The 14,306-nt window shown below is 56.0% G+C and carries 3 protein-coding genes; all 3 read left to right on the top strand.

The genetic code is table 11. The features are described 5' to 3' along the window. The first annotated feature begins 219 nt into the window (after positions 1-219). Genes ACTRWB_RS02490 through ACTRWB_RS02480 form a run of 3 tightly spaced genes read left to right on the top strand, consistent with a single transcriptional unit; the run spans position 220 to position 14,237 of the window. A complete protein-coding gene (locus tag ACTRWB_RS02490; RefSeq protein ID WP_446900811.1) occupies positions 220-1,422 on the top strand; it encodes a restriction endonuclease-related protein in 1,203 nt (400 codons plus the stop codon). Next, a complete protein-coding gene (locus ACTRWB_RS02485; RefSeq protein ID WP_446900810.1) occupies positions 1,415-4,750 on the top strand; it encodes an ATP-binding protein in 3,336 nt (1,111 codons plus the stop codon). Before ACTRWB_RS02490 ends, ACTRWB_RS02485 begins: the two co-directional genes overlap by 8 nt. Before the next feature lies 1 nt (position 4,751). After that, complete coding sequence (locus tag ACTRWB_RS02480) at positions 4,752-14,237, top strand: RNaseH domain-containing protein (RefSeq protein ID WP_446900809.1); 9,486 nt, start codon at positions 4,752-4,754, stop codon at positions 14,235-14,237. The last annotated feature ends 69 nt before the right edge of the window (positions 14,238-14,306 follow it).

The raw sequence follows: 14,306 nt of genomic DNA, 5'->3' as shown, positions 1-14,306 counted from the left end.
GGGAGAGCGGGAGCATTGAAATTCGAACCAAAGACTTCGAGGCTGGGGGCGTGGGCCACGGAGGTCAGTAAACTAGATTCTTAGAAAAAACACGTCCTTGACTCGCTCGTTAGAGTCGGTATATTGATCGAGCAGAAAGCATCGACTGCTCAATGAACTATACGCGTGCCGTGTTTGCGTGCTGATATTTGTCAGGCACAAAACCACTGGCGCGTCTACATGACCATGCGCGAAGTCTCCGGGAGTGCTGCGAATGAGCAGCAGGCAATGCGTGAAAACGATTCAGAAGACGACAATTCCACGGAACTCAGAGATCCCGTAAGCGGCGATCTACTAATCCCAAGTTTGGCCGCGCTAGTGGTACGGTTGGCCAGAATGTCGCTGTTCGAAGGCAAGATGGTGTCGGGTACCACCCGCACTCACGGGTCGCCAGTCGGCTTGGGGCCCGATGATCGTCGTGCAATGAGTGCGATTTCGCGAGCCTGCCTTGTTCATGGTCTTCCCGATTACGGTGCGGAAGTTCACGAACTCCTTTCCCTTTGCACCCGTCCGTTGGGGGACTGGCTGCCAATTCCGGCGGTGAACCGCGCTGGTCTCGGGTACACCGTGCTGATTCATGCCGAAGACGGTATTCCAAGTGCCGAAGCCGAAGAGCTGGCAGCTGGATTCACAGGCATGACGGCGGCGATTGAGGAGCAGTTGTTTGCAAAATTTGTGGACGTTCTCAATAGACACCCGGAACCGCACGCGAGCACCTACTATACGAAGGTTCGCGAGTTCGTCATTCGCCGTCCAGTTTGCGACCTTGATGATTTCAAGGCGGGACTGACAGAGGAGGTGCCTGCTCGAGTGTGGATGCTGATCCAGCGCGAATTCTACGAAGCAATGCCTACAGGATGGTGCATCGACGGAGCGGTGGCGATATGCGACCACTGTGGCAACGCGATGAAGAAGGGGCGCGCCGGTTTGGTGTGCCGTACATTGGCTTGCGCGGCACTCAATCCTGCCCAGTCATCCAAGTCGGTATCGGCCTCTTCGGTTATGCGTGTTGCTCGTGGGATTCGTCAGTACTGGGTTGAACCTGGAATCGACGAACTCCGTCTCTACGATGCACTGCTGGCGAGTGGCGTAACTGCCGAACTTTACCCGTTGCGCGATCGAGTCGATATCGCCGTCGGTCAGATTGGGATTGATCTAAAGACGTACGTTAGCCCAGAGACTCTCGGGCAAAAATTCAGACGCAGTATTGGGGGGTTGGAATTATATCCACGGCGGCTGCTTGTCATACCTGACTGGCACGCCAAGACTGTCCCGTCCTATATCGACCGCCTGAAGCGGGCGATGGGACGGGACGATGTCACCTGCCTGACCGTCAGCGAAGCGTTGGCAATGCTCGTCTCGAAGGAGGCTGGCCATGCGTGAGCCCTTACAGCCTTACGCGGGTGTCAGTCGTCTTAACTATTTGTGCATCATCGCAACTGAGCTTCTTGGGGCTTCCAGCCTTGCCGCGATACCAGCGCTGGCGGCAGGCTTTGATAGTGTGAACAACACGCTGAGCGCAGAAGCGTCGCTCGCGTTCAAGAACGTGCGCCTTGCCGGTATTGCACCTGGCACGTTGAGTGAACTACATCTGATGGCAGATGCGTACAGGCAGCACTATCGCCAGGTCGACGCCCGTAAATCTCGCGGCGATGAGTTCGTGAAAAACGAGCTGCCGCAGCGGTATCACATAGATGAGAATCTCAACATCAGCCGAACATGGACCCATCTTGTTCCTGATGACATTGAGGTGGCCAAGGCTTGCTTGACATCAGTACGTCCTCTGCGACTTCGCTCCCTTCCTGCGGTCCATGACCCTGACAAGAGAGCTGAGCTTGACCTGGAGCAAGGTTACTCCGGGTTAATCGCTCCACTCGGGTTTACACCACCGCCTCCGCCGACATACGACCTTGAGCGAATCGGAAGAGCGCCAGGCATGGTCCTGTGGGAGCAGCTAATCACGATTGCACGTCGCTTCGACGAAATCGATGTTGCGGCGGGTCGCCAGTCTCCGTCGGAATGTCATTGGTTCGGTCGTTTGCACGACGCGCAAGGTAGCCCGACGGCCGTGCTGATGGAGCCCGGGACGGAAGGGCTCGTGAATGCCAAAGGCATTGATCTCAAAGGGCTCAAGCACCTGATTGGGCTCCCCGGTGCCGGGAAGACCACATTGTTGTACCTGCTCGCCGGCCATCTTTCATCCGAAGGCTATTCGGCCTGCTTTCTCTTTCCTTCCATTGAAGTCGCGAGCGGCTTTATCGAAACCCTCGCACGCTACGAAGTTCCTGCTGGGCTTCTCTCGGGGCAGAGCGAGACTGCGCGTACTAAACACGTCCTCAATTTCGCGACAGCATTGGCCACGCAGAATCGTGGGTATGGAGTGACGCGCGAAATTGCTCCATTCTTCGCGACGAACTGCGCTCTTGCGGGGTTTGCAAGCGACGAGGATGTCGAATTTCCCCATGCGAATCCTCCTTGTCTTCAACTGATGCAGCACCCAGAAGCTGGCAGGCGTGCGCGGCGACACAGATGTGCGCTTTCTTCAGTGTGCGGCTTGCAGCATGGTGAGCGCATGCTTGGCAGTGCGACGATCTGGGCGGGGCACATCCTCTCGACCGATCGTCGCGTCTCCGCACTCTATACGGACGCTGAGGTCCGCCACTTCGAGTATTTGGCGCGGACGTTCGACGTGCTTGTGGTCGACGAGTGTGACGGAGCGCAGACTAATCTTGACGGTCGCGGCACGCCGACCCTCAAGCTATCTGGTGACTATGACTCGCTGTGGAGTACGCTAATCCGTGATCTCCATGACCCTGCGGCCAAAGGGAACAACGCGTTTGTGGCCGGCGTTACCGTACCCTCGCTTTTGGAGATGACAGGCCGATTCGGTCGTGCGACAGAACGGCTGGTGTCTCATTTGCTCCATTTGCCGCAGCAATTTCGTAACGCCCATGCGAATGTGTTGCTAACGTCCTTGTCGATTATCTCGGACATGTTTCCGGTTGACGATGAGTGGGATGAGTTCGATAGGCAACGGTTTTCGGAGTCGCGCAGGGCATTTGAAGGCATTTTCGACGCGGCCGTCAAGGTCGTCGCCTTTCGCCATACGCCAATGCATGGCGACGACGACGAGGGCACGAGCGACCTCGCAAGAAACCTTTCGGAGGCGGCAAAAGCCTGCGATACAGGCATCGATGTAATACAGGAACTATACGACCGAATCCTGGCGTCGATAGAGATATGGGAGCGTGATGGAAACGATGCGGCTGCGCGTGGGGTTGCGAAAGTCCTTCGAACGGTACCGAGTCTAACGAGCAGCCACGACGAAGAGACGTTCTTCTGCTATACGACCCTGCTCGTATCGGTCACGCTCCTCGTGCTTCAGCATTTTGGACTCGCCCCGCATCTCCGATTGATGAATACGATGGGACTCGTCAGTGACAATGTCTTCCAGACACGTTGCTCACGCGATCAACTTGGGGTCTTACCAGAGTCCCTGATTGGGCGTCTTAGCGGAATCCGTTACACCGTAAGCGAAGAAGGTAACGTCGACGTTTCCCACGTAGGCTTCGCCGGCACACCGCGCCTGTTGCCTCACCGGATGATCGAGATTGGCAAGGAGCGCGGCGAGGGGATGGCCGTGCTCATGACGAGTGCGACGTCGCTGCTTGAACAAAGCCCGAGCTTCCATGTTTCAGTTGGCCCGCACTACATTCTGAGGCGTCCGCATGCAGGAACCGGGTGGGAAAAGTCGAGGTATCGTTTCTTGCCCAAGACGGATCCACAAACACAGTTGCCATTGCGCTTCAGCGGGGCGAAGTTGCTCCAGCGTGAACGCATCCTGAAGACGATCGTGGACCAGTTGTTGCGGCATGGCGTGCTGTCCGACGTTGAACAAGCCATCCAGAACAACGACGTCGTGGATGGGGTGGGCAGAAAGGCCGCCTTTGTCGTGAATTCGTACGAGCAGTGCGAGCAACTGTTTGATCACATTTACGCTAACCATCCGTCGTGGCGCGGCCGCGTGCGATATCTCGTACAGCCAAAAATACACGGAACATTGCACGAAGCGGCCGTTACGGCGTCCGAAGTGGAGACGCTCGGGGCAGACGAGAACTGGGACCTGCTTATCTTCCCAATGAACGCAATCGGACGGGGCGTCAACATCGTCTACAGATTCGGCTCGCGTGTAGATAAAGCGATGATTGGGTCACTGTTCTTCCTCACCCGTCCGCATCCTCGCGGCGATAGTCTGCAACTCATTCAGGGGCTTGTGGGAAGTGCTTCTGAAGCATTTGACCAGCGAGTCTTCGAGACTACCGATGATGCACTACGCTCCCTGCGAGAGGAGCGTCGGAAGACATCTTCAACCATTGAATATTTGTTGCGTATGCAGCTTGTTGCTCAAAGGCTCGGGCAATACGCGGAGCCGTTTGTCGCTGATCAGATGATCATGATCTTGCAGACGATTGGACGTGCGATGCGCGGCGATTGCCCAGCCTTTGCCTATTTTGTGGACGCTGCCTGGGCGCCGAATTCCGCGAAGGGAACGCCCGACACCAACAGAACTTCGATGCTTGTGATGATCCAGGAGATCCTCGAGAAGTGTTTGTCGCATCCGGACGCTGCTGTACGCGAGAGCTACGAGAACCTCTACAAGTCTTTCTCCGTGCCCATGAGGGCAATCGAAAACCTATTGAACGACCGCTAGCATGTTTGAAGAGAAAACGTTTACATGGACCCGCGTTGGCGGCCGTACCGTGCGTGTACCGATGCTCGTCGGTCGAAAAATTTCCCCTGAATGGCTGACTCAAGAGATTCCGCTCATTGAGTTCTCCTTTTCAGGTGAGCTGTTGGCGAGCTTTTCCTCGGTTTTTGCGGCTGCCAAGCAAGAAAAGAAGAATCTGCCAATCACGTCTCTACGCCTAGCACTCACGGCGGGGATTGACAAAATTGTACGTCTCGACCGGGATCTAGGTCTCGCGCCCGACAACTTCGGCAGGCGGGGCAGCGCGATCACAATGCTCTCGGATCTCACTGACGACAATAACTATGGCACTACGCGTCAGCGCATCGCTCGTTATGTCAGTCGTTGGTTGATGAACGAAGTTGAGCCGTGGGCTGAGCGACACAAATTGGGTGAGCTCGTAGCCGCCCTAAAGGCAGCAGTACGGCCTGAGTTGATCGTACCGACCGAAGTGAACGCGCCACTCATTCGGGACGGTCAACCGGACTTCTCCCTGATTGCGCGCATTATCGGCGGAAGTCTCATGGGGGAAGAGCTCTTCGATGGGCTCGGTCCTTGTGAACTCGTGGCGAGCCCAGAATATAGGTCCAATTCTGCCGAGCTGATGTCTATGCCGCATCGCGCCCATCGTGGTGACGATGTATTTTCGATGGTGGCTCGGCTGACCGTTAGCACGATGCCGTACAGCCGAGACCTGTACCTCGGCGTTTCGGCTGCCAAAAGGGTGTGGGCAAAGAGGGTGCCCTTTGCAAATAGCAAGATGCCGCGACGGGTCATGGGCTATGTCATGGCGTCCGGAAGGCCGGCTGTCATGGTTCCTGTTGAGCGATCGAAAGCTGGTTGGGAGTTTGGCGATGGCTACGCAGCTGTACAGGTCGAGTCGGGCGCACTTTTGCCAAATGCGCTCGAAGACGCGGTGCGCAATCGTCAATTTGATGAATCGGTTGGCTGGTGGGCCGGACTGCCTGAACTCCCCACGCTCTTCAAGTTTGTCTCGCCGCGCACGGTATTTGAAGGCGACGAGGCTACGCTACTTGACACCATCAGCACAATTCTGGGTAACGCTCTTGTAACGCGCGCGATCTCTCTCAGCGAGATAGCAATCAATCGCAAGAAGAAGCCCCTGCAAGAGATGTTGCGTTTGACGGACCTCGAGTTCGGTGCAGCTGGCGATTCGCTTGTTTCCGGTTCGGATGCCGAAGAGGCGGACGTTGGCGACGATGATTCTGGAGACGAAGGTGACGCCGGCCGAACTGCATCAATCGCACATTATAGGGAGCAGAACGTACGCGCCCTGCGGTTATCGCATGGGGAAAACAAGCCGATACTGTGGGTGCTGTGTGATTTGCCGCGAGAGCAGGAGATCATCAGAACCTCGGTGCAGACTCTCTTCGGAGACGCCGTCGAGATAAATACTGAGGCTCTGCCAGTGGGAACTCACGGCCTGCGGAGTGACCTTGATGGCGCGAATCTACCCGCGCGGGCTCGCTTCGAAGAGCGAGTTAAGCGTTGGGAGGCGGCTTCGGCGACTATACGGAAGGTCAGTGGCGACCGCCCCGTTATCGCTCTGATTTGTGCGCCCGACAAGTTCAACCAGCGCAGCGAGGACCCGGTCAACTACTATGCTGGCATCCACGCCATGTCGGCGATAGGTGCAAATGTCCACCACCTCTTGCCAATAGAGACGGCCGATGACACGTCTGCTGAGCAGGCGTTTCTTCACAGAACCCAAAGCGCGCTCCTTGACGTATTCCTTGCGCATTCGGGGATCATCTTTGGCACGAAGGAGTTTGCGGCCCAGTTGCTACCAGGGGAGGACACCCCTACGTGCATCTACGGGCTGCAGGCCGTGAGATCGCGAGCTCGGATAGGCAGTGGGCAAACGGGATTCACGTTCTTGTTGAATACGCGCCTTGTCATTGAGACAGGTGTCACCGAGGTCCAGTTCGTCTACAAGGGCAGTAAAGAAACCCAACGCTCTGAATGGAAGCCGCTCTCAAAAGGTCTTCAATGGTTAGGTAGCCAACGCCAGATGCACGCGGGGGATGATCGGTGGTTGAAGAGCATCTTCGAAGATGAAACGAAGGCGACGCTGCTTGCAATTCATGAGACCGACCCGCGTGCTGTGGTGATGATTGACTGGCAGAGCGTGGCTGGCTTGTGGCGAGGTATTCGCGACGTTGATCTCGCAGACGGAAAGTCAGTCAAGTTGGGCAACATCGACCTGTCAAATCTGAAGAGTCTCAGCTTCGTGAGGTTGCGTCGTGGTTCGGATACGCTTTCTTTGCGATCGGAAGTGAAAGTCACGTATGCGGGCTGGCTGAGCGGGGCTGAGCGTACGCACTCGGGCGAGACTTTCATCGACGCGTACTACAGCACGGGAAAGTCGTTGGTGGAGTTGTCCGACGATAGCGACGTAAGCGAGCGCAGCTATGGTCACTTCGTCGCCACGATGGGGTACGCCAAGACAGTTCAGGTCAAGCGAGGACTTTCGTGTTTCCGCTCTACACCCCGCATGCAGCAGATTGGGAAGGGAGCGAGAGAGTACACGCTAAAGATGATGGAGCCCGCATCCTGGGATGCGGCGCTACCCGCCAGTATGGAGATAACTGTACTTCATGCGCCAGGTGGTGTACTCGCGCGCAACATTGCGATGCTTGTGATGGGGCTAAGAATCGGCTACGCGCATTACGACGATTGGACAGCGTTGCCAGCGCCGCTGTTCTTCCGCCGCAAGATAGAGGACTATGTAATCCGCTTTCCTGAAGACGACGATGAGGATCCGCCGCCGTCAAATGAGGCTTCACCACCTGAGTCTGGCGACTCACCTGAGGACAGGAGCGCGTTATCGGGAGCGAAGACGTTTGTCTCGCGGCTGATCGAAAGTGCAACTGGCTCCAATAGCCTCGCCGTTGCCGATGAAGAGCTTCCGGAGGTCAACAAGCCGCCTTGTTTGAGCAGTGATGAAGGAGACTTGCTCGCTCAAGTGAAGCGGACGCCTATGCCGACGTTGCATGGGGCGAAGGATTTGAAGATCCGTCGTCTCGGCCAGCGGATGATGTATCAGGACTCAGGTGTCAGAGTCAGGGTTGACTTGCCGTATTGGATCAAGACGAAAGGAATCTTCGGCGAATTCAACACGACCATCCGGAGAAAGGCGTCTTCATATTGGAAGGCTCTACGAGACATGGGCGTGGTTAGAGAGCAGGCGCCTATGCCGCGCGAGAGCGAATTGCTCGACTGGATGGCCGCGTTGCTCCAGGTTCCACAGTCAGCAATGGCGCTCGCACCTGCCTCGGATTTGATTGGTGGTCTTTCTTTCAAGCGCCTGCACGAGATTATTGAAGAAAACTACAACTCCACGTGTGCCACTGAGGACCAGGTACTCGGTCATTCACTCGGCGTGGACCGATTGAAGAAGCTGACTCAGTGGGCACAGGAAAATCGTCACGACGAGTTGCTAGGCTGGCTGATATTTCAGGTCGCTCAGTATCCGATAAGTGGTTGGCCGGAAGCGGTGGTCGAGAATACCCAGGAGATACTTGGGCCGCTCACCGAAGAGGCACTCCGATACTACATCGACGTCGCTTCGGCTGTTAGTGATGCCATCGCGCAGCGTGACCACCTGAATAAGTTCCAAACCATTTTAAGACGCCGGCCCATTCCAGTCATGGCGGAAGTTGAGGCCTGCGCGACGAGCGAACAGAGCTCAACTCCCGCCGAGTCCCAAGCGGTTGTTCCTGACACTGACATATCTCGGAATGCATCGTCGGGAGTAGGGGAGATTGAGTCCGAAAACCAGTTCGCTTCGCCGAAGGAAGCGGATTCGATGCCGATCGACCTCCGGATAGTTGACAAAATGGACATGGAAAAGATGACGCTGGGGGTAAGTGAAGATATCCAGGCAGATGAAACTAGTTTCCGGGCGCTGAAGGCACAAATGGCCAGCGAGCTTGACAAACTCGAGTTGGGTGTCCACGAGTTTGACAAGTTCGTGTCGGAGATGAATGGGCATATTGCTACGCTGCGGACACTGCATCAAAAGGCGCTGGAGCGACACGCAGCAGCCCATCAAGTTCGCGAGCGTCGCATCGCAATCTTGGAGCGCTGCAAGCTGCTGGTCGCGAGGATCAAGCCATTTGAAGTAGAGCTCGAACTCGGGGAAATCGGCCTGGCGGAGGACTATAGCGATTTGGACGCTGCAGAGGAAAGCATCGCGCGTATCGATGTACTTGTCGGCGATATTGTTGCCCTCGATTCCCAGATGAAAAAAATTGAGAGCATGCCGCAGTCACCAGTACTAGCCGAGCGTCACAAGCGCAATCGCATTCTTTCGGAAACCACCGATTCGATGTTGAGCAGTGCAGCTGATCTCAGGAATCTCGTCCAGCGCAGTCCTTGCTTTACGATGGCCGAATCGGCTCTTGTGAGCGACGATGGAGTCGTAGATGAAGCTGTAACCGAAGCTGCAGCGGTAATTGAGCAAATCATGGCGCGTCCTTCGGACGGTGCTGCTGTTTCGCTGGAAGCAGCGCCACCTCCGCAAACTACCGCTGTGTTGGACGCGATAGTGCGTTCGAGTGAACCGCCGGACGCGGAACCGGCTGACGATGTGGCCGCAGTGCCTAAGGATGAAGCTCGGGTTGAGACCGAGCAGGCGGGAGAGGTAGAGGCTTCGCAAGCGGAGGTCGCCGCGCCGTCGTTGCGTTCGGATGAGTTCGAAACTGCGATGGAACCGGCTACGCTGGAATCGGCTAGCAAGGTGATTGAGGGCGAGGCAGAACGGGGTGGCTTGGGGTGTGACGACACGCCGGAAAATCTCAGTGAGACGGATGTTGAATTGCCTCTGGATTCCTCTGAAGAGGAATTCGAGTCTGCGAGTCAGGCTGTGAACCGTCATGCAGGTAAGTTGCATCAACTGGTGAATAAAAGACTGTACGGGCTGGCAGGTGTTCATGTCGCAGCACTTGAGCAATCTCTCGCAGACTTGGCGCCGTCAGAGACAAACGTTCACTATGTGGTACTGCATGCGCTCGTCGATTCGCTATATCGCATGGATTGCCAGTTTGAGTTCGAAGCACGCCTCGACCCGGCGCTCAAGGAGATGTTGGCCACGCAATCGCTGAGTGGTTGTGGACTCACAGATTCGGCCTCGGTGGCCCTTGGTGTCTTGGCGGCAGGCCTCTCTAGCATGCTATTTGATAGTTCCGATATTCAATGGAACATCGGTAACGCTATCAGCGCGCCGCTCACAGGTCACACCAAACTGAGAAGCTTAATCGAGCACATTGATACGATTCGTCAGCGCGGATTGCAGCTCACACGCGACATGTTTCTCGTGTCCCAGATCGGCGACCAGGAAGCACTGAAGCATGAGCTTGAGCGATTCCGTCTGCGTGCTGATGCTTGGAAGCTCGCGCCTGAGATTTATTCGAGCTGGAATCATCGTGGCTTCAAGGCGATGCACGAGGAGATGTTCAGCCCTAAGAGTCCTATTGGGGCTTGCCTCGATGGCATCGCAAAAGGTGCCTTCGACAAAGTTGCCACGAGCTATGAGGATATTCGTAGAAAACTGGACAAACCAGCGACAGTCGTGGACGAGATTTTCCGCAAGATCGGGGAGCGAACTCGACCCGATGGCCTGTTCAGGGTGCGTGCGATCGAGAATGTCGAGGTTACCAAGCGATTTATTGAGAGCTATCTCGAGCATTCGCGGCGGCAGAAGAATCCGAATGTTGAACTCGTCAAGAGTACACTTGCATTTTTGACAACGTTACACGCGCATCTCGAAGACTCCTTGGAGGAGATTAGCGCGATCCAGTCTCGAAACAGCTTGGAGAATTTATATCGCGAGGCATCTATCCATGCAATTAGATGTGCCTTGCGGCTGTACGACAATAATCAAGCTCCTGCATGCATTCCTCAGGACAAGCAGAAGCTCCTCGTTCAAGCTCCACTGAATCGTGATTTGATGCCGGTCTTGGCGGGTGTCGATGAGTTCACACCTGCGCTGTGTGCACCTTCGGCGGTTCTTGAGGAGACCGGGCGGTGGACCGACGAAGGGCTCTCAATTTCAGGAGCCGGCGAGAGTATTGACGAGGCGCTGAAGGAGGCTCTGAGACAGCACTTGACTGGGCAGCGCTTCATTCCTGCTTTCCACATTGACGCATGCTTGCCCCGCTCGATGCTCTCCACGGGAGACGCATCAGTCTCGCAGCTCTACAACCAGCGTAAGGCCTCTTTTGGGGCCGAGCTGCAGAGGGCGCGTCAGCGGGTCACGCACGCGATGACGCTGTCAGCGCTAACGCAGAATGAAGCCAACAGCATGCAGCGCGTCATTGAAGCGATGCAGGACTCGTTGCGTCCAGAGAAGGGGATTGGACATCCTGCAGCAGAAGGTGTTGCCTATGCTGACTTCCCGCAGGCAGCGGCAGTTCTGCGACATCGTGTACTTATGCCGCTGGAGGCTCGGCTTGATGAGGTCGCAAGCAAGCTCGAAAGCGATCTGAACGCGTACGCTGAGGCGAACCGAGGCGTTGCGTCCTCGCAGGATATTCAGCGTATCCGCATCATGCTGAAGTCGGATAACGCGGCAAATCTACGAACAGCATACGACGCACTTGCGCTCCTGAAAGCCACGCATCGGCTGCCTAGCCATTTGACCGGAGGGTCAAACGTAGCGGAAGACTATGATGCGTTCATGGTGCGTGTGCACCAGTCCGTTCATAGCAATAAGACGCCACTTGAGGCGTTGTGCCTGGCATTGGAGCAGCCTGTTTCTGAGTCCGATCCTGATTGGATGATCACACTTTCGGCGGAGGAAAGGGCTGACGCGGTGAGTCTGATTCGAGAGTGGATCGAGCTTTTCACATCTCCTCGTCAGAAGCTGTCGTCCGATAACAAGCAATTGGAGAATGTCTTCCATCTGCTGGGTATCAATCACACCCCAGCCACTATTCCGGAGCACGGTCGGGGCAGTCGGCTGAAGTTTATGTTGCCGGAAAGGGCGTTCACATTCCCGACTGCTGCTGCTGATGAGATGTTCATCCCACCAGTCTTAGGGTCGAGGGCTGTACACATCCAGGGCTTCATGATGTTTGGCCAAACGAGTGATAACGATCTGCGTCAGTTGATGAGTGAGCTAAGTGGCTCGCCCACGGTCGTTCTCGCCCGCGCCCGACTGAATATGACACGTCGCGCACGCGTTTGCGGAGCGGCGCCTGTCCTCCTGATCGACGATGAACTGGTGGCCTACGTAGCGCTCCATCCCAATGAGCGCCTGCAGGCGCTCATGCGTGTGGCGATGTTGAGCTTTAACACGAATCCGTACGATGACTACGGTGGTCGCCCTGTGCCCACCGAGATGTTCTTCGGTCGTCAGGTTGAGCTCGCGAAGCTCCGGGATGTGAAGAGCCTTGGTGTTCTCTACGGTGGGCGCCGGCTTGGTAAATCGTCTCTGCTTGCGCAGGTTGAACTTGAGACGCAGAACACGCCAGGGATGGCGGCAGCGTACATCTCGATGGATACGATTGACTCGTCGACGAACCACGTGCACGCAGCTTGGGGTTTTGTATACCGAAATCTGCTTTCGCGGAAAGTCGTCGGGCCGATGTCGGGTCAACCTACGCAGTGGCAACAATTCCGGGACTGGATCGAGAAAGAGGTGCAGGCACGCTCGGACTTGAAGTCCATCTACCTCCTGATCGACGAAGCTGATTCGTTGATGGGGCGAGAACTGAGGCTTGCGAAGGGGGAGATTGGCTTCGTGCGCAGCCTCCAGCAGATGGTGGAAAACCTGCACCATGTATGTCACATCCGCTATGTGATCGCAGGGCTTCATAACATGACGCGGATGACATCGGAAGAGAATTCCGTGCTGGGCAAGGCGGAAACAATCGCCCTGGAGCCTTTTAGTTCGGCGTCGGACATCCAGCGTGGTATCCGGCTGATTACGAAGCCGTTGGCTGCGATGGGGTTCCTCTTCGCAAAGAGCGAGGCCGATCTACCGCTGCGTATTCTGTCCGTATGTAACTTTTATCCTGCATTCATACAGCTCTATTGCAGAAGTCTCGTGGACCGGTTGATGAATCGGCGTCAAGACGGCAAGCCGCCTTTGCACATTACTGCGGATGATCTCGATGCGGTCGAGAATAATAGTTCGCTACTTAGCGAACTACGACACAAGTTCGAGCTCAACTTGAATCTGGACAAGCGATACAAAGCGATTGCGCTGTTGCTTGCCGATGCGTACTACTCCCAAAGTGCATCGGGCCAGTACGTTGGGCTGACAATCTCAGACATCAGCGAGCTATGTGAGACGCTCGTGCCTAAGCATTTCGCCAACGCTGGGCCCGGCGTCTATGAGGCTCTTCTCGAAGAGATGATCAAGCTCAACGTGCTTGAGCGTGTCAACACGCGCTATGTCCTCCGAAATCCGAACATCGCGATGATGATGGGCGACGCGGATCGGGTCAGTCACAAGCTGGACGAGTTGGCGAAGGAGCCGCCCGAGGAAACGCGCAATCGTGGCGAAAGACGAGTCACGATGGACCACGGAACAAGCACGATCCCATTCCCGCTGCCGGTCGCATGGGTGCGTCGTTACATGGATTCGTCCGACGGGGAATTGCTTATTCTTACTGGGAACGAATTGAGTGGGATAGTCGAACTTAGCAAGCCCGCTGGTCGCGAAGAGTGGAAAATTGGGCAAGACGGGGTGTATACCATGATGCCCGGTCAAGGGCCGATCTCTGCCAACGACTATCTGGCCGCGATTAGGCGAACGAGGGGGGCGCAAGCAGTCCGTCGCATTGTTGCGGTGCGCCCGGCGGCGTGGAATATCAACCATATCGCTTCATTCGTCCAGTCCGCCCAGAAGGCGGCCAAACAGAATCTGGATGTGCGTTTTGTCTTGCTGGCGCCTCCGGAACGAGCACTCGAGCTAGCGCAAGCGGTCGAAGCGAATAAAGTGGATCGTGCTGGCTGGCGGGTGGTTCCTCTGCCACAGTGGACTCAGGATGCGGTCTATTTCCGTCTCCAGGAGAACTCCGAGGTTTCCGAGAATTCGAACGCACTGGAAGCGATCATCAAGGCAACTTGCGGCTTTGATCGAGAGGTTTACCGGCTTTGCAACTCGACGATGAGTGCCGACGATGCCTTGCAACTGCCCGCACAAGTGAGGCGCAGTCTAGGCGGGAAGATTGAGGAGTTCTACCGTCGCATTAATCTGCCCGCAACTTTCGCGCCGAATCGACTTGACGTTATGAACGAGTTCCTCGAGACAATTCGGGGTGCGCTGCGGTTGTCGGCAGAAGTCGACGACGTGCGTGAGATGCTTGGCGTCAGTCGTGCTGAGATGGATTTCCTGCACTGGATGGGGATTCTTCAAGAAGGCGAGGGCGGGACGTGGACCGTCCCCGACATCTACTTTAATCTCCTCGTTGCCAAATAAGATGGAAAACTCGATTTTTGTACCAGAGCTCTACTGGAGTCTCCCCGGTCCACGACACTTCGTCACACG

This window comes from Burkholderia sp. YIM B11467, from assembly GCF_052952715.1.
This window is presented reverse-complemented; position numbering and strand designations above follow the sequence as displayed.

Bases quoted from the DNA above. Each gene is read 5' to 3' on its own strand.
- ACTRWB_RS02490 (WP_446900811.1), top strand. From the start codon at position 220: ATGACCATGCGCGAAGTCTCCGGGAGTGCTGCGAATGAGCAGCAGGCA.
- ACTRWB_RS02480 (WP_446900809.1), top strand. From the start codon at position 4,752: ATGTTTGAAGAGAAAACGTTTACATGGACCCGCGTTGGCGGCCGTACC.
- ACTRWB_RS02485 (WP_446900810.1), top strand. From the start codon at position 1,415: ATGCGTGAGCCCTTACAGCCTTACGCGGGTGTCAGTCGTCTTAACTAT.